The sequence below is a fragment of the Ideonella sp. A 288 genome (genome assembly GCF_002198735.1).
In the GTDB taxonomy this organism is placed as follows: domain Bacteria; phylum Pseudomonadota; class Gammaproteobacteria; order Burkholderiales; family Burkholderiaceae_C; genus Pseudaquabacterium.
The window spans coordinates 1-16,647 of sequence record NZ_MWLO01000059.1; the positions used below are offsets into that span (position 1 = coordinate 1).

At 71.6% G+C, this 16,647-nt stretch carries 16 protein-coding genes; 2 read left to right on the plus strand and 14 right to left on the minus strand.

From position 1 onward, the window contains the following. The 6 genes from EOINJALH_RS03255 to araD all read right to left on the minus strand — a co-directional run. A partial coding sequence (locus tag EOINJALH_RS03255) for an integrin alpha (protein WP_199873139.1) occupies positions 1-653 on the minus strand: 653 nt, incomplete at its 3' end. A 394-nt stretch (positions 654-1,047) separates the two neighbouring features. After that, positions 1,048-2,307 (minus strand): ABC transporter substrate-binding protein, encoded by a 1,260-nt coding sequence (locus EOINJALH_RS03260; protein WP_088278879.1) that lies wholly within the window; start codon positions 2,305-2,307, stop codon positions 1,048-1,050. Between the two features lie 31 nt (positions 2,308-2,338). Next, positions 2,339-3,406 (minus strand): ABC transporter ATP-binding protein, encoded by a 1,068-nt coding sequence (locus EOINJALH_RS03265; protein ID WP_088278880.1) that lies wholly within the window; start codon positions 3,404-3,406, stop codon positions 2,339-2,341. A 1-nt stretch (position 3,407) separates the two neighbouring features. Then, the gene (locus tag EOINJALH_RS03270) at positions 3,408-4,214 is read right to left on the minus strand and encodes an HpcH/HpaI aldolase/citrate lyase family protein (protein WP_088278881.1); all 807 of its coding nucleotides are present in this window, start codon (positions 4,212-4,214) and stop codon (positions 3,408-3,410) included. Positions 4,215-4,315: 101 nt separating this feature from the next. Continuing rightward, positions 4,316-6,568: a TonB-dependent receptor gene (locus tag EOINJALH_RS03275; RefSeq protein ID WP_088278882.1), complete on the minus strand. Its 2,253-nt coding sequence runs from the start codon at positions 6,566-6,568 to the stop codon at positions 4,316-4,318. 112 nt (positions 6,569-6,680) lie between these two features. Then, positions 6,681-8,402 carry an L-arabinonate dehydratase gene (gene araD, locus EOINJALH_RS03280; RefSeq protein WP_088278883.1) on the minus strand — a complete coding sequence of 574 codons (1,722 nt, stop codon included), beginning with the start codon at positions 8,400-8,402 and terminating at the stop codon, positions 6,681-6,683. A 56-nt stretch (positions 8,403-8,458) separates the two neighbouring features. Here araD and EOINJALH_RS03285 point away from each other — a divergent pair, with 56 nt between their 5' ends. Further along, positions 8,459-9,568, plus strand: coding sequence for a LacI family DNA-binding transcriptional regulator (locus EOINJALH_RS03285; protein WP_088278884.1), 1,110 nt, complete (start codon positions 8,459-8,461; stop codon positions 9,566-9,568). A 67-nt stretch (positions 9,569-9,635) separates the two neighbouring features. Here EOINJALH_RS03285 and EOINJALH_RS03290 read toward each other — a convergent pair whose 3' ends face one another. Then, positions 9,636-10,127 carry a GNAT family N-acetyltransferase gene (locus EOINJALH_RS03290; protein WP_088278885.1) on the minus strand — a complete coding sequence of 164 codons (492 nt, stop codon included), beginning with the start codon at positions 10,125-10,127 and terminating at the stop codon, positions 9,636-9,638. Between the two features lie 43 nt (positions 10,128-10,170). Then, on the minus strand, positions 10,171-10,854 hold the full coding sequence (locus EOINJALH_RS03295; protein WP_088278886.1) for a cytochrome b/b6 domain-containing protein: 684 nt from the start codon (positions 10,852-10,854) through the stop codon (positions 10,171-10,173). Positions 10,855-11,029: 175 nt separating this feature from the next. Here EOINJALH_RS03295 and EOINJALH_RS03300 point away from each other — a divergent pair, with 175 nt between their 5' ends. Next, positions 11,030-11,485: a cytochrome c gene (locus EOINJALH_RS03300; protein ID WP_088278887.1), complete on the plus strand. Its 456-nt coding sequence runs from the start codon at positions 11,030-11,032 to the stop codon at positions 11,483-11,485. A 266-nt stretch (positions 11,486-11,751) separates the two neighbouring features. On the opposite strand, the gene EOINJALH_RS03305 is transcribed toward EOINJALH_RS03300, so the two are convergent. Genes EOINJALH_RS03305 through EOINJALH_RS03330 form a run of 6 tightly spaced genes read right to left on the minus strand, consistent with a single transcriptional unit; the run spans position 11,752 to position 16,609 of the window. Continuing rightward, positions 11,752-12,483 carry an alanyl-tRNA editing protein gene (locus EOINJALH_RS03305; RefSeq protein ID WP_088278888.1) on the minus strand — a complete coding sequence of 244 codons (732 nt, stop codon included), beginning with the start codon at positions 12,481-12,483 and terminating at the stop codon, positions 11,752-11,754. Then, positions 12,480-13,157, minus strand: a complete 678-nt coding sequence (locus tag EOINJALH_RS03310) for a VOC family protein (protein ID WP_088278889.1) — start codon at positions 13,155-13,157, stop codon at positions 12,480-12,482. Before EOINJALH_RS03310 ends, EOINJALH_RS03305 begins: the two co-directional genes overlap by 4 nt. Continuing rightward, the gene (locus tag EOINJALH_RS03315; protein ID WP_088278890.1) at positions 13,154-13,993 is read right to left on the minus strand and encodes a PhzF family phenazine biosynthesis protein; all 840 of its coding nucleotides are present in this window, start codon (positions 13,991-13,993) and stop codon (positions 13,154-13,156) included. The genes EOINJALH_RS03310 and EOINJALH_RS03315 overlap by 4 nt, the downstream gene beginning before the upstream one ends. A gap of 21 nt (positions 13,994-14,014) precedes the next feature. Continuing rightward, positions 14,015-15,016 (minus strand): threonine dehydratase, encoded by a 1,002-nt coding sequence (locus tag EOINJALH_RS03320; protein ID WP_088278891.1) that lies wholly within the window; start codon positions 15,014-15,016, stop codon positions 14,015-14,017. Positions 15,017-15,044: 28 nt separating this feature from the next. Next, entirely contained in the window at positions 15,045-16,253 is a 1,209-nt protein-coding gene (locus EOINJALH_RS03325; protein WP_088278892.1) for a PLP-dependent aminotransferase family protein, read from the minus strand. A 14-nt stretch (positions 16,254-16,267) separates the two neighbouring features. After that, positions 16,268-16,609, minus strand: a complete 342-nt coding sequence (locus EOINJALH_RS03330) for a cupin domain-containing protein (protein ID WP_088278893.1) — start codon at positions 16,607-16,609, stop codon at positions 16,268-16,270. Between the last annotated feature and the right edge of the window lie 38 nt (positions 16,610-16,647).

The window sequence follows — 16,647 nt, forward strand, 5'->3', positions numbered from 1 at the left end:
CCACCGCCACCGCCACCGCCACCGCCACCGAGCTTGACCCCCGGTGCGCCGACGAGCAGGTCGGCCTTGCCGTCCCCGTTGAGATCGGCGATCGACAGGATGCTGGTGCCGGCCCGGTCGTCCTGGGCCACTCCCTTGATCGCGAAGCCCTTGCCATTGCCGGCGCCCGAGAACGGGTCGCCCAGGTCGATGCCACCGCCGTTGGCTCGACCCCACAGCACGAAGGCGGCGCCGGCATCGCCAACCGCGCCGTTCTCCATGCCGGGCGCTCCGATCAGGATCTCGGCGCGGCCGTCGCCGTTGAGGTCGGTGGTCCAGCCCACCGTGGAGCCGGCCAGATCACCGGCGTTGACGCCGTCGATCACGATGTCGTTCAGGTCCGCGGTGAGCGTGGTGGTGGTGCCGCCCGTGGCCTGGCCGCGGTGCACGACGATGCGGCCGGCATCCAGCGCCTTGTCGTCGTCGCTGCCCGCTCCGATCACGATGTCGGCGATGCTGTCGCCGTTCAGGTCGGCGATCGGCGACAGCCAGGCCCGCACCGGCGCACCGGTCACCCCGTCGGCGAAGTCGCCCGGCGCATTGGGCATCAGGCGATAGGCCTTGCCATTGAACATGGCCAGCGAGACGACGACTTTGGTCGAGGGAATGGGCATGGGATCCTCCTGCGGGGTGTCCAGGCCTGCGGTACGACGGCCGTGAACGGGCGGGGGAGGACGCGGTCTCCGACGATCCGATGGATCGTGGCCTCCCCTTTTTGGCTGACAGCGGTGCGGGGGGTGTCCCGGGAAGCCCGAGGACCTGCTCCTGCACAGGTTCTTGTGGCGTCGATGGCCGAGGCCCTCACCCCCCTCGCAGAAGGCGCCGCGAATCCGGTGCGAAGCGCACCAGCGTCACGGTCGAAGCGCGATGGACAGAGTCCCTGTCTTGATCATTGATACGGTGCAATTGTGAGAAATTGCATAGAGAACCCGATTATCTTTGTCGGGAATTCTGGATGCCGCGCGGTCGCCTGACGGCGGACGAAGCCAACGGCCGCCGAAAGACCACTCAGCGCATCACGCGCTGCAGGCGCGACTCGATCTCGCCGACACCGTCCTCCGGCTTCTTGGTGCGGGCCAGCACGGCGCTGGTGGTGGTGCGGATGGTGTCGCTGACCTCGCCGTACCGCTCCGACATCGGCCGGCTGCGGCCGAACACCATCACCTGGCCGGCGTCCTTGAACCAGGGCACCTGCTTCAGCACGTCGGCGTCGTTGTAGACGCTCGCATAGGTGGGCAGCAGCGCGCCCTCGGCGGCCAGGTGCTTGCTGGACTCGACACTGGCCAGGTACTTCACCAGCTTGGCGGCCTCGGCCTTGTGTTTGCTGAAGGCGCTGACCGCCCATTGCCAGCCACCGACGCAGGTGGCGCTCTTGCCGCCGGCCATGGCCGGCAGCGGCATCACGCCGACCTTGCCCTTGACCTTGCTGTCGGCATCGTCCTTGAAGCGGTCCCAGGCCCAGCTCCAGTTGATCGCGAAGACCACCTGGCCGGCCTTGAACTCGTTGACGGTGTCGGGTGTCTTGACCTCGGCCACGTTGCGCTTGATGACCCCCTGGTCGACCATCGACAGCCACTGCTGCAGGCCCTTGACGGCCGCAGGTTTGTCCAGTGTCATCTTGCCGGCGGCGTCGTTGAACTCCTTGCCCTGGCTCCAGTACGGCAGCAGGAAGGTGCACACCGCGCCCTCGATCGGCGCGCCCTGGATCGACAGGCCCTGCAGGTGGGGGTCGCCCTCGGCCTTCTGGATCTTGCTGGCAGCGGCGGCCAGTTCGTCCCAGGTCTTCGGCTCCTTCAGGCCGTGCTTGTCGAGCAGGTCTTTCCGGTAGTACATGAACATCGCGTCGGCAAAGCCCGGCAGCGCCGCCACCTTGCCTCGCACCACGTTCGACTGCTGGTACACCGGCAGGTAGGGCGCCAGCGCCTGCGCGGGGCCGCCCACGTAGGCATCCAGCGGCTCCAGCCAGCCGGCACCGAAGTACTGCGCCGGGTTGACGATGTCGATCAGGAAGATGTCGATCGCCGGATCCTTGGCATTGAGCACCGTGCTTAGGTACTGCCGCTGCAGTTCGGAGGTAGCCCCTCCGGTCTCGACCTGCACCTTGATGCCGGGGTTGGCCGCCTGGTAGCGGTCGAACAGCGTGCGCATCAGGTCGGGCCGCTGGTTCTGACCGCCCGAGAACACGCGCAGGGTGGTCTGGGCCCAGGCGGGGCCGGCGATCAGGCCGAGGGCCAGGGCCAGCAGCGGCAGCAGTCGCGAAGCGGTCATTGCAGTCTCCAGGGTGGGGTCGTCGGGCGGGTCAGGCCAGGGCCTGGCCACCCTGCCGGTCGAACAGGTGCAGTTTGCGCGAATCCACGTGCAGCGCCAGCGGCGTGCCCGGCGCCTGGTGGAAGGCGGCCGAGACACGGGCCACCATCTCGGCCGCGCCGATGCGCACGGTGATCAGCGTCTCGGCGCCCAGCGGCTCCAGCAACTGCAGCGTGGCCGGCAAGGCCAGGTCGGTGGCCGCCTGCGGCGCCAGCGTCAGGTTCTCGGGCCGCACGCCCAGCGTCAGCGCACCGGAATGGCCGCGCAGGTGGTGTGGCAGAGGCAGCGCGACCCCGCCCAGGTCGGCGCAGCCGTCGGCCACGGTGCAGTCGGCCAGGTTCATTGGCGGCGCCCCGGTGAAGCCGGCCACGAACACCGCCGCCGGGCGGTTGTAGATGGCCTCGGGCGTGTCGTACTGCATCCTGTGGCCGCCCTGCAGCACGCAGATGCGGTCGGCCAGCGTCATGGCCTCGGTCTGGTCGTGGGTGACGTAAACGATGGTCGCGCCCAGGCGCTGGTGCAGGCGCTTGATCTCGGTGCGCATCTCGTGGCGCAACTGGGCGTCGAGGTTGGACAGCGGTTCGTCGAACAGGAACACCTTCGGCTGGCGCACGATGGCCCGCCCGATGGCCACGCGCTGGCGCTGGCCGCCCGACAGCTCGCGCGGCTTGCGCTGCAGCATGGACTCGATCTTCAGCAGCGCGGCGGCCTCGCCCACGCGCCGCTGGATCTCGGCCTCTGGCGTGTGGCGCAGCCGCAGGCCGAAGGCCATGTTCTCGAACAGCGTCTTGTGCGGGTACAGCGCGTAGTCCTGGAAGACCATCGCGATGTCGCGGTGGCGCGGCGGCAGCGCGTTGACCACCGTGCCGTCGATCAGCACCTCGCCGCCGGAGATCGGCTCGAGCCCGGCGATCATGCGCAGCAGCGTGCTCTTGCCACAGCCCGACGGCCCGACGAAGACCACGAATTCGCCATGCGCGATCTCGAGGTCGATGCCGTGGATGACGGTGGTCCTGCCGTCGTAGGACTTGGCGACCCGGCGCAATTCGACCGCGGCCACGTCAGTAGCCCGACGCGGGCCCCGGCGTCGCCGCGGGGGCGCCCTGCCCCTGCGCGCGCAGCGCGGCCGCCGCGGCCTGCGCCCCGCGCATCAGCAGCCCCAGGTCGGACGCGATGGCCAGGAAATCGAAGCCCAGCGCACGGTACTGCGCCACCACCTCGGGCGTGCCGCCGACGATGCCCACCGGCTTGCCCAGCGCATGGCAGCGCTGCACGGCATCGGCCATCAGCGCCATCACCGCAGGATGCGTCAACTGGCCGACATGGCCCATCGACGCCGACAGGTCGGCCGGGCCGAGGAAGAACGCGTCGACGCCCTCCACCGCGCCGATGGCCTCGAGCTGCGCCACCGCCTGCGGCGTCTCCAACTGCACGATCACGCACTGGCCCTCGTTGGCGGTGGTCAGGTAGTTGGGCGCGGTGCCGAAGCGCGAGCCCCGGCTCATGCCCGCCATGCCGCGGATGCCCTGCGGCGGGTAGCGCGTGGCCGCCACCGCGCGCCGGGCCTCGTCGGCATCCTGCACGAAGGGCACCAGCAGCGTGGTGGCCCCGGCGTCGAGCACGCGCTTGATGGTCACGGTGTCGTTCCAGGGCACCCGCAGCACAGGCACCATCGGCGTACCGGCCAACGCCTGCAGCAGGTGCACCACGTCCCCCAGGTCGAGCGGCGAATGCTCCATGTCGACCACCGCCCAGTCGAAGCCCGACAGGCCGATGGCCTCGGCCACGATCGGGCTGGCCGACATGATCCAGGTGCCGATCGGCTTGTCGGGGCCGCGCGGCTGCAGCAGGGTCTTGAAGGGGTTCATGGACGCTCTTTTCGAGTGATGGGTCCCGAGGAAACGTGGCTCTGCCACTTTCCTCGATCCCCCCGGGGGGCGGACGCCGCAAGGCGGCGTCCTTGGGGCGCTCAGAAGTCGTAGCGCAGGTTGACGCCCACGTAGCGCTGGTCGTCGCGCGGCACGGCCCGCGTCATGCCCGCGGCCCGCAGCAGCAGCGAGGCGTAGGACTTGTCGGTGACATTCTTCACCAGCAGCGCGGCGCGCCAGCCCTTGATCGGGTCGGACAGGGCGATCGACGCGTTCAGGATGCCATAGGCCGGCTGGATGGTGTCGGCGAACTGGCCGATGTCGTACTGCACCTTGCTCTGCCAGCTGTAGTCGGCGCCCAGGTCGAGCGCCAGGCCGCTGCCGACGCTCATGCGGTAGGTGGTCTGCAGCGCGGCCTTCCAGTCGGGGGCGTAGGGCAACGGGTAGCCGTCGAGGTTGCAGCTGGTCGGGGCATTCACCGGGCAGCGGAAGTGGTCGATGCGGGCCTTGGTGTTGGCGACGGCGCCGCTCACCGTCAGGCCGGCCATCGGTCGCGCGGTGAAGTCGACCTCGATGCCCTTGGTCGACACGTCACCGGCGTTGATCAGCCGCGTGACCACCGTGCCGGCGATCTGGTCGAAGGTGTTGGCCTGGTAGTTCTTGTACTTGGTGGAGAACAACGCCACGTTCAGCCGCAGGCGGTTGTTCAGCAGCGTGGACTTCAGGCCCAGTTCGACCGAGTCGGACAGCTCGGGCGACAGCGCGTCGATGTCTCGCGGCACCGCCATGTTGAAGAACACGTTGTAGGCCGGGCCCTTGTAGCCGCGCGAATAGGTGAGGTACGAGCTGAGGTTGGGCGCGAAGTCGTACTGCGGCCCGATGCGGCCCGTGGTGGCCGTCTTGCTCGTCGACCCCGCGCTGGACACGCCCGGGGCAACGCCGGGGATGGCCACCGTCTGCGTGGAGGTGCGCACATGGCCGTAGGACAACTCGTCGCGGGTGAAGCGCAGGCCGGCCACGCCGCGGAAGTGGGGCGCGAAGTGCCACGTGCCCTCGCCGAACAGGGCCGCGTTGGTGCTGCGGGTGTCGTAGACGGCGACACCGGCATCCTTCAGCAACGCCGCGCCGGCGCTGGGCAGGCGGGTGACGTCGCGGCGGTAGGTCTCGTCGTTCTCGACGCGCATCGCGTACAGCCCGGCCACGTAGTCGAACACGCCGCCCTTGGGCGAGGTGAGGCGGAACTCCTGCGAGGTCTGCTTGACGGCGACGTCGCCGCGGTCGTGCGTCTCGGCGAACGCGGTGGTCACCTGCGCCAGGCGGTCCTGGTCCTGGAACTGGGTGTTGTCCCAGGTGCGGTAGGCGGTGATCGAGGTCAGCGTGTAGGCACCCAGGCTCCAGTCCACCTGCGCCGACAGGCCGGCGTGCGTGTCCTCCGAGCGCGGCTCCCAGTTGATGTTGATCTGCCGGTTCTGGGCGCTGGGCACCACCGGCAGCAAGGCCGCGGCAAAGTTGGCGTTGTTCGTCACCGTGCCGCTGGGGAAGGCCGTCAGGCGGGAGCTCGTGACCACGCCCTTCGGGCTGGTGTCGGTGCCGTCCAGGAAGTCGGCGCCGAGCGAGATCTTGAGGTCGCGGCTGGGCGTGATCTCGAGCTTGCCGCGGATGCCCTTCTTGTCGTAGCCGCCGGCCGGCTTGCCGGTGGCCACGTTGGTGAGGTTGCCGTCGTACTTGCCGACCATCGCGGTGAGCGAGCCGCGCATCACGTCGGCCTTCAGTTCGCCCGAGATGCCCAGGCGCAGCCGCCGCTCGTTGCCGCCGCCGAAGTAGGACAGGTCGATGTAGCGCTCGAGCTCCTTGCTCGGCGCGCGGGTGACGATGTTGATGACGCCGGCCGACGCATTGCGGCCGAACAAGGTGCCCTGCGGGCCGCGCAGCACCTCGACGCGCTCGAGGTCGAGCAGGTCGACCAGCGCCTGGCCGGGACGGGCCAGCACCACGCCGTCGACCACGGTGGACACGGTGGGCTCGGCGCCGGGCGAGGTGGTGATGGTGCCCACGCCGCGCACGAACAGCGAGGTGTCCTTGGCCGACGCCTCGGTGCGGAAGTTCAGGCTGGGCACCTGCGAGGCCACGGCCCCCAGCGTGTTGCGGTTGGCGCGCTCCAGTTCGGTACCGTCCACCACCGACACGGCGACCGGCACCTTCTGCAGCGGCTCGGGCCGGCGGGTGGCGGTGACGGTGACCTGCTGCACCTGGGTTTCGTCGGGCGCGGCCTGCTGCGACCGGGCCGACAGGGGGGCCAGCGCCGCCAGCGTGGCCAGGGTGATGCCGCCGAGGCGGAAGGGGTTCCGGTTCATGTCTCGCTCCAGTTTGTGAAACGTAAAGCCGGCCAGTCTGTGGCGGCCGGTCAGGGAAACCAAGTGACTTCAACGCATGGGCTTGCTCGCTCCGTGCATGGGGTGGGTGGGCTCAGAAGATGTCGGGCTCGGGCGTGCCCGCCGTGCCCTGCAGGAAGTCGAGGTCGCAGCCTTCGTGGGCCTGGGTGACGTGGTCCTTGTACAGGCGGGTGAAGCCGCGGTGGTACTGCTCCGGCGGCGGCGTCCAGCGCGCCCGGCGCTCGGCCAGCACCGAGTCGGGCACGTGCAGGTGCAGGCGGCGGGCCGGCACGTCGAGCTCGATCTCGTCGCCGGTGGCCACCAGGGCCAGCGGGCCGCCGACGGCGCTCTCGGGCGAGATGTGCAGCACGCAACTGCCGTAGTGGGTGCCGCTCATGCGGGCGTCGGACAGCCGCACCATGTCGCGCACGCCGCGCTCGAGCAGCTTCTTCGGGATCGGCAGGCCGCCCCACTCGGGCATGCCCGGGGCGCCCACCGGACCGGCGTTGCGCAGCACCAGCACCGTGTCCTCGTTGCAGTCGAGCGCCGGGTCGGCCATCGCCGCCAGCATCTGCGGCTGGCTGTCGAAGACCAGCGCGCGGCCGCGGTGGCGCAGGAAGCGGGGCGTGGCCGCCGACGGCTTCATCACCGCGCCGTCGGGCGCCAGGTTGCCGCGCAGCACGGCCAGCGCGCCGTCGCGGCTGACCGGGTTGGACAGCGGGCGGATGACCTCGGCATCGCCGACCTCGCAGCCGGCGATCTGCTCGCCCAGCGTGCGGCCGGTGACGGTGAGCTCGCCCAGGCTGAGATGCCCGCGGATCACCTGCATCAGCGCGGGCAGGCCGCCGGCGTAGTAGAAGTCCTCCATCAGCCGGTCGCCGCTCGGGAACAGGTTGGCGATCACCGGCACGCGCCGGGCCATCGCGTCGAGGTCGTCGAGGTCGAGCGCCACGCCAGCGCGGCGCGCCATCGCGATCACGTGCACGGCGGCGTTGGTGGAGCCGCCCAGCGCCATCTGCACCGCCACCGCGTTGAGGAAGGCCCCGCGCGTGAGGATGCGCTGCGGCGTCAGGTCGTCCCACACCATGGCCACGATGCGCTCGCCGCAGGTGGTGGCCATGCGCGTGTGCGCGGCGTCCATCGCCGGGATGCTGCTGGACCCCGGCAGGCACAGGCCCAGGGCCTCGGCCATCGCGGTGAGCGTGCTGGCCGTGCCCATGGTGTTGCAGGTGCCGGGCGAGCGGGTCATGCGCGACTCGAGGTGCACCCACTCGTCGTCGCCGATGGCGCCGGCCTGGTACTCGTCCCAGAACATGCGGGTGTGCGTGCCGGCGCCCACCGGCTGGCCGCGGTGGCGGTCGTTGAGCATCGGCCCGGCGGGACAGAACAGCGCGGGGATGCCCATGCTGATGGCGCCCATCAGCAGGCCCGGCGTGGTCTTGTCGCAACCGCCCAGCAGCACCGCGGCGTCCACCGGCAGCGAGCGCAGCAGCTCCTCGGTCTCCATCGCCAGGAAGTTGCGGTACAACATGGTGGTGGGTTTGACCATCACCTCGCCCAGGCTCATGGCCGGCAACTCGAACGGAAAGCCGCCGGCCATCAGCACGCCGCGCTTCACGGCCTCGGCACGCTCGCGCAGGTGGGCGTGGCAGGGCGACAGGTCGCTCCAGGTGTTGACGATGGCGACGATGGGCTTGTCGAGCACGTCCTCGCGGCGCAGCCCCATCTGCTGGATGCGCTGGCGGTGCGCGAAGGCCCGCATGCCCGAGGCCGCGAACCACCGCCGGCTGCGCAATTGTTCGAGCGTCTTCGTCATGCGATGTCGGCCACGGCGCTTGCTGTTGTCTGCTTGTTACCGCTAACATTATCGACATGACGCGCGCCCGTCCATCCCGGAATACCCGTGCCACCGAGGCCCCCGCCGACGACGCGGTCATCGTGCGCCAGCCGCGCCGCGGCCACGGCCGGCCCACGCTGCAGGATGTGGCGACGCTGGCCGGCGTCACCTCGATCACCGTATCGCGCTTCCTGCGCGAGCCGGCCATCGTGGCGGCGCCGACGGCCGAGCGCATCCGCGAGGCGCTGTCCGAGACCGGCTACCTGCCCAACCGCCAGGCCGGGCACTTGGCCAGTGGCGGCTCGCAGGTGGTGGCCGCGCTGGTGCCCAACCTCGTGCAGTCGATCTTCGCCGAGACGGTGCAGGGCCTGTCGGACGGCCTGCAGGCCGCGGGGCACGAACTGCTGCTGGCGGCCACCGGCTACTCGATGGAGCGCGAAGAAGAGCAGTTGCGCGCGCTGATCGGCTGGCGCCCCAGCGCCATCGTCGTCACCGGCCGACACCACAGCGCCGACGCGCTGCTGCTGCTGCGCAATGCGCGCCGGGCGGGCACGCCGGTCATCGAGCTGTGGGACCAGCACCCCGAGGATGGCGGCTTCACCCAGATCGGCTTCGACCACGCCGAGGTGGGGCGCGCGATGGCCGTGCACCTGCTGTCGCTGGGCCACCGCCAGGTGGCCTACGTGGACAGCGGCGTGGTCGGCGACCTGCGTGCGCACGAGCGCTGCACCGGCTTCGCCGACCGGGTGCGCGACGCCGGGCTGTCGCTGGTGTCGCTGACGGCCCCGCTGGGCGACCCCTTCGACGCCGGCCGGCAGGCGCTGCGCAGCCTGCGGCAGGCCGCCGGCGGCAGCGTCACCGCGGCGGCCTTCGCCAACGACCAGCTGGCCTGCGGTGCCCTGCTCGAGGCCCAGGCCACGGGCCTGTCGGTGCCGGGCGAACTGGCGCTGATGGGCTTCGGCGATTTCCCGATCGGCCGCCAGCTCAACCCCGGGCTGAGCACCATCCAGCCGCCGCGCTATGCCATCGGCTTCGAGGCCGCGCAGGCGCTGCTGCAGGCGCTGCGCGACGGCGTGGACGCCCCCCACCGGCCGTTGCCGTGGTCGCTGATGCCGCGCGGCAGCACCGTGGCCACGCCCGCCTGAGCACCGCTCGGCCGGCCGACCGGCGTCCCAGTGGTCCACGGCCGACCGACGCGGCCAATGGAGCCCGTCAGTCCAGCGACGCCTTCAGGTAGTGCGCCCCGGGGATGGGATTGAAGTAGTACGGCGGGATCTCCTCGAACCCCAGCGTCTCGTACAGGCCGCGGGCGGCCTCCATGTCGTCGAGCGTGTCGAGCAGCATGCACGAGAAGCCCGCCTCGCGGGCACCGTCCATCAGCGCCTGGCCCAGGATGCGGCCCAGGCCGAAGCGGCGGAAGGCCCGCCGCACGTACAGGCGCTTCATCTCGCAGGCGTTGGCGTAGTCGGCGTCGGCCAGCGGTCGGAAGGCGCCGCAGCCGGCCAGTTCGCCATCGACGAAGGCCAGCAGCAGCAGTCCAGTGGGCGGGCCATAGTCGCCCGGCAAGGCGGCCAGTTCGGCCTCGAAGTTCTGGAAGCACAGGTCGATGCCCAGGCCGAGGGCGTACTCGCGGAAGATCTCGCGGGTCGACTCCAGCAGCGCCGCGGTGTCGGGCACCCGCAGCACGATGTCGGGCTTGGTCATCGGGGCTTGCCGGCCAGGCGAAGGCATGGCGTGCGCTGCGCAGTCAGGCACCCAGCCGCGCCACCCACACCGCCAGGCCGGTGCAGGCCGCGACGACGCCCAGCGCCAGCAGGCGCGTGCCCGCGGTGTCGGTGGACGCGGGCACGCCAGGCGGCAGGGCCTTGTCGCCGCTGACCATCGGCACGACCAGGTTGGTGCCACGCCAGCGGTAGAACAGGATCGCCGCCACGTGCAGCGCCACCAGGGCCAGCAGGATCCACTGGCCGTAGGCCTTGTGCCAGCCGGTGGCGGCCAGGCCGAGGTCGGTCTCGACGAAGCGGTTCAGCGGCCCGGTGGTGGCGATCTCGTCGTCGGCCACCAGGCCGGTGGCCACCTGCACCGCCAGCATGCCGATCAGGCCGAACACCGAGAAGCTGCCCAGCGGGTTGTGGCCCACCTCGAAGTGGTCGCCCGGGCGGTGTTCGCCCTTCAGGTAACGCAGCACCGTGCCGGGCGCGTAGATGAAGCTCGCGAAGCGCGACCAGCGCCCGCCCACCAGCCCCCAGACGATGCGGAACAGCAGCAGCGCCCCCACCAGCAGGCCAAGGCGCATGTGCCACACCAGCGCGTTGCCGCCCACGTTGCCGGTGATCACCAGGCCCACCACTGCGGCGGCGAGCGTCCAGTGGAACAGCCGCGTGGGAAGGTCCCAGACGCGGACCGGGACGGTGTGGGAGGCCAGGCTCATGGGGCGACAGATCGGTCGTATCGAAGGCTGCAACGATAGCCGAAGCCGGCCCGCGTTGCCGCAGGTCAAGCGCGCGGGGCGCTGGAATAAACCGCCATTGCCCTGAGTACACTGCGCAGCAGCCCGGGGATGTCGCCCTGGTGCAGCACCCCACAGACCCCCTCGGAGGATTTGCATGAAACGTCAGCTCGTGGCCGTGATGGCCCTCATCGGCACCCTGGCCAGCCTGCCCGCCGCCGCCCAGTTCGCCAAGCCCGAAGACGCGGTCAAGTACCGCAAGGGCGCCTACCAGGTGATGGGAGCCCACTTCGGCCGCATCGGCGCCATGGCCAACGGCAAGGTGCCGTTCGACGCCGCCGCCGCCGCGGCGAATGCCGAGATCGTCGCCTACATGTCCAAGCTGCCGTTCGCCGGCTTCGTCGAAGGCACCTCGGGCACCGAGAAGGGCACGCCCAAGGCCACCGTCTGGACCGAGAAGGCCAAGTTCGACGAGGGCGCCAAGAAGATGCAGGACGCCGTCGCCAAGCTGGCCACCGTGTCCAAGGGTGGCACGCTCGAGACGGTCAAGGCCGCCTTCGGCGCCGCGGCCGAAACCTGCAAGGGCTGCCACGACAACTACCGCAACCAGTGAGTTGCAGGCCTGGGCGCTAGGCGCCCGGCACAACAAGGCCCCGCGGTGCGGGGCCTTTCTTTTGCCTGGCCGCGGAGACTTCACTTCGCGCCGCGGCAAGACACCTCGTGGCGCCGGTCTGCGCCGGAGGACGTCAGCCCCCGCCTGCGGCGGGCTCGGCAAAGCCGAGCACGACCCTGCGGGTCTTGGTTCAGGCCTTTTGGCTGCGACACGCGGGCTGCGCCCGCTTCACATCGCTGCGCGATGTGAGTCTGCGCCGAAAGAACTCAGCCCCCGCCTGCGGCGAGCTCGGCAAAGCCGAGCACGACCCTGCGGGTCTTGGCTGATTTCTTTTCGATCTTGGTGACGATGACTGGGCCGATCTCGGCGGTGTTGGCCACATGGGTGCCGCCGCAGGGCTGCAGGTCGACGCCGGCGATTTCGAGCACGCGGATGCGGCCCTGGCCGCGCGGCGGCTGCACGCTCATGCTGCGCACCAGTTGCGGGTTGGCGTCGAGCTCGTCCTCGCTGATCCAGCGGTGGCCCACCGGGTGGGCTCCGGCCACCAGGCGGGCGATGCCGGCGGTGAGCGCGTCCTTGTCCAGCGGCTCGGTCATGTGGAAGTCGAGCCGCGCGTAGCCGGCGGTGATCGAGCAGCCATCCACCGGGTGCGGCACCAGCGCGCACAGCAGGTGCGTGGCGGTGTGGAAGCGCATGTGGCGGTGGCGGCGGTCCCAGTCGATCTCGGCCACCAGCGCCACGCCGGGCACCAGGCCGGACAGGTCGGCGCCGGCCGCGGGCACGTGCACGATCTCGCCCGGCAGCGCGCCCTTGCGGGTGTCGGCCACGGCGACCACTCGACCGTCGGCCAGGCGCAGCACGCCGGCGTCGCCGGCCTGGCCGCCGCCCTGCGGGTAGAACACGGTGCGGTCGAGGCGGATGCCGGCCTCGTCGACGGCGGTGACGCGGGCCTCGCAGTGGCGCAGCGTGGCGTCGTCGCGGAACAGATCGTCGGTCATCGGGTGGGTGGGTCCGGCCAGGCGGTGAGGGTCACGGGGCCGGCGGGCGACTGCAGCGTCGCCTGCCAGCGGGGGAGGGGCTCGGGCGACACCTCGACACCGCGCAGGCGCAGCACCGCCGCGGCCCGCGCTGAGAGCCCGCCGGCCGTCACCGCCGTCAGTTGCACGGGCGAGGCCGGCATGCCCTCGGTCGGGTGCACGCCGCGCCATTCGATCAACGTGGGCAGCGCCCCCTCCCGGTCGACCGCGCCGTCGTCGCGCACCGCGATGCGCCAGGCGAGCTTGCCCCGCGGCGTGTCGCGCTCGGCGGCCAGCGGCACGCCGGGGTCGATGCCGACGTTCACGAGCCCCCAACGCAGCATCTCGATGTTCGACGTGCGGGCCACCGTGTGCACCAGTCGCGGCGCGGCCCGCACCGCCGCGCGCAGCGCCGGCTCGTCCATGCCGAACCAGCGCACGCGGCCGGGGTCGGGCGCGTCGGGGTCGATGGCGATGACCTCGAGATAGCTGCGCGGGAACGCGTCGCTGCCGATGGCCAGCAGTCGGTTGTGAGTGCCCATCAGCGGGTGGCGGCCCCCCGGGCCCGGCGCGACGCCGAAGGTGGCCTCGCACCACGCCGCGCCCTGCGCCAGCGAATCGGCGACGACGACGAGGTGGTCGATCTCGGCATTCACAGGGTGACGATCCCCGAGACGACCTCGACCACCTCGCCGCCGATCCACACATCGGCGCCGACGCGGTCGACATGCACCCGGCCGGCACGGCCCAGCGCGGCGCCTTGCGCGGCCACGTAGTGCTCGGGGGCCAGGCCAGCGCCGATCAGCCATTGCGCCAGCCCGGCGTTCAGGCTGCCGGTGACCGGGTCTTCCGGCACGCCCAGGCCGGGCACGAAGGCGCGCACCTCGAACTGGCATTCGCTGCCCGCCGGGTGCGGCCCCACGACGCCGAGCTTCAGGCCCTGCATTGCCGCGAAATCGGGCGACAGCGCCAGCACGGTGGCGGCGTCGGGCAGCAGCGCGCCGACCCAGCCCGGGCCGTTGTCGATCCACTCCAGCCGCTGCAACGCCGCCTCGGGCAGCTTCAGCGCGGCCAGCACCTGGGCGCGCACCGCGGCCTCGGCCGGGCCGGTGCGGCGCAGCGGCGGTGCGGCAAACGCCAGGCGGCGACCGTCGCGGCGCACCCGCACCAGACCGACACCGCATTCCTGCACCACCTCGTCGTCAGACTCGGGCAGGCCGCCACCGGCCAACCAGGCGTGGCAACTGCCCAATGTCGGGTGGCCGGCGAAGGGCAGTTCGCCGCCGGGGGTGAAGATGCGCACGCGGTAGTCGGCGCCCTTCATCGTGGTGGGCAGCAGGAAGGTGGTCTCGGACAGGTTGGTCCAGCGCGCGAAGGCGGCCATCTGCGCGTCGGACAGGCCGTGCGCGTCGTGCACCACCGCCAGCGGGTTGCCACGCAGCGCGGTGGTGGTGAAGACGTCGAGCTGGGTGAAACGGCGGGAAGCGTTCATGGGCACTCCTTCGACATTCGGTCAATCGGCGAGGACACGCGCATAGGCCTCGCGGTCGATGTTGCCACCGCTGAGCACCACCGCGCTGCGCCGGCCGGCCAGTCGCGCGCGTTCCTGCCAGGCGGCCGCCAGCCCGGCGGCACCGGCGCCTTCGGCCACCTGGTGGGTGGCCTCGTACAGGCGCCGCATCGCCTCGGCGATCTCGTCGTCCGTCACGCTCACCACGCGCGCCAGGCCGCGCTGCAGCAGCGCCAGCGCCTCGGGCTCGGGCGAGCGGCAGGCCATGCCGTCGGCCAGCACGGTGGTCACGGCATGCGACACCGGCCGGCCCTGCGCCAGCGACAGCGCATAGGCCGGCGCGCCGGTGGACACCACGCCGACCACCTCGGTCCGCAGGCCCAGCGCGTCGCGCGCGGCGATCACCGCGCAGGCGCCGGAGCCCAGGCCGATGGGCACGTAGACGGTGTCGAGCGCCGCGGCGGCATCGAACAGCTCCAGCGCATAACTCGCCACGCCAGCGACCAGGTCGGCGTGGAACGAGGGCACCATGGACCAGCCGCGCGCAGCAGCCAGCGACTGCGCGTGCTCGCGCGCCGCCTGGAAGTCGTCGCCATGCTCGACCAGTTCGACGCCCTGCGCCCGCATCGCCGCGTTCTTCTCGCGGCTGTTGCCGTGCGGCACCACCACCAGCGCCGGCACGCCGTGCCGCCGCGCCGCGAAACCCACCGACTGGCCGTGGTTGCCCCGCGTGGCGCTGACCACGCCGAGCGGACGGGGCCCGGCGCGCATCAGGCGGTCGAAGTACACCAGGCCGCCGCGGATCTTGAAGGCCCCCACCGGCGTGTGGTTCTCGTGCTTGACCCACAGCTCGGTGCCGTCGCCGGGCGCCGCGGCAAAGGCGGCTTCGAGCAGCGGCCAGCGGTACTGCGGCGTCGGCGGCATCACCGCGTGCACCAGGCGGGCGGCGGCGCGAAGTTCGGCCAGCGCGGCCACGCGCCGATCGGCCAGGGCGGCGGTGGTCATTTGCCCACCCCGGCACCCACCCCGGCGCTCAAGGCGTCACCTCGGCGGTGGCGTCGAGGTGCTCGCGCAGCACGCCGCCGAGCAGCGCCACGGCATCGGCGATGTCGGCGGGCGACAGCGTCACGAACGACAGGCGCAGCGTGCGCGGGTCGGGCGCGTGGGCGTAGAACGCGGCGCCGGGCACGTAGGCGATGCCGGCGGCCACGGCCTTGGGCAGCAGCGCCATCGCGTCGCAGCCGGCGGGCAGGCGCACCCAGAAGAACATGCCGCCCTTCGGCGCCTGCCACTGGCTGCCCTCGGGCAGGTGGCGCAGCAGCGCTGCGGCCATTGCATCGCGCTGCAGGCGGTAGCGCGCGCGGATGGTGGGCACATGCGTGTCGAGGAAGCCGTCGCGGATGACCTCGTGCACCACGCGCTGGTTGAAGCCGGGCGTGTGCAGGTCGGCCGCCTGCTTGGCCTGCAGCAGCTTGGGGCACAGGTGCTCGGGCGCCACCAGGTAGCCCAGGCGGAAGCCCGGCGCCAGCACCTTGGAGAACGAGCCCAGGTAGACCGTGCCCTCGGGCCAGCGCGCCGCCAGCGGCGCGGGCGGCTCCTCATCGAACCACAGGTCGCCGTAGGGGTTGTCCTCGACCAGCGGCACGCGCGCGGCCTGCGCGGCGCGCACCAGCGCCACGCGGCGGTCCTCGCCGAGCACGCGGCCGGTGGGGTTCTGGAAGTTCGGCAGCAGGTAGGCGAAGCGCGTGCCAGGCGCGTCGTGCGGCAGCGCCTCGATCGCGCCGGGCAGCGGGCCCTCGTCGTCGCCGGCCAGGCTGGCGTAGATCGGCTCGTAGGGGTTGAAGGCCTGCAACGCGCCCAGGTAGGTGGGCGATTCCACCGCCACCGGCGCACCAGCGTCGACCATCACCTTGCCGATCAGGTCCAGGCCCTGCTGCGAGCCGGTGGTGACGAGCACCTGATCCGCCTTCACCTTGATGCCCATCGTGCCCAGGCGCTGCGCCACCCACTCGCGCAGCGGGCCGAAGCCTTCGCTGGCGGCGTACTGCAGCGCCGCGTGCGGCGCGTCGGTCAGCACCTTGTCGCAGGCAGCGCGGATGGCCTCGACCGGGAAGGTGTCGGCCGACGGCAACCCGCCGGCCAGCGACAGCACGCCGGGCTGCTCGGTGACCTTGAGGATCTCGCGGATGATCGACGGGTTGAGTCGGGCGCTGCGGCGCGCCTGGTGCCAGAGGGTGGGCATGCGGCTATCTCCTGTCATTGCTCGGGCCCGAAGAACACCACCCAGGCGGCGAAATCGGGGCTGAAGGTCTCGAAGCGGTGCACGTCGCCGGCGGGCACGAAGAGCGCGTCGCCGGACGACACCTCCTGCGCCACGCGGCCGCGCGCGGTGTGGTGCACGAACAGCGCCTGGCCGCGGGCCACGATGTACAGCTCGTCGCGGGTGTGCGGTTGCTGCGTGTCGGTGCCGACCGGCGCGTACAGCTCGAACAGCAGGCCGTTGTGCTCGAGCACGACGTCGACGCGCGAGCCATCGGGCCAGCGGGCGCTGGGCGCGCCGGGAATGCGGGACAGCGAATCGGCGAGCGGGAATTGCATGGTCATGGGCTCCGGACGTGGGTGGCGGGCGGGGTGGC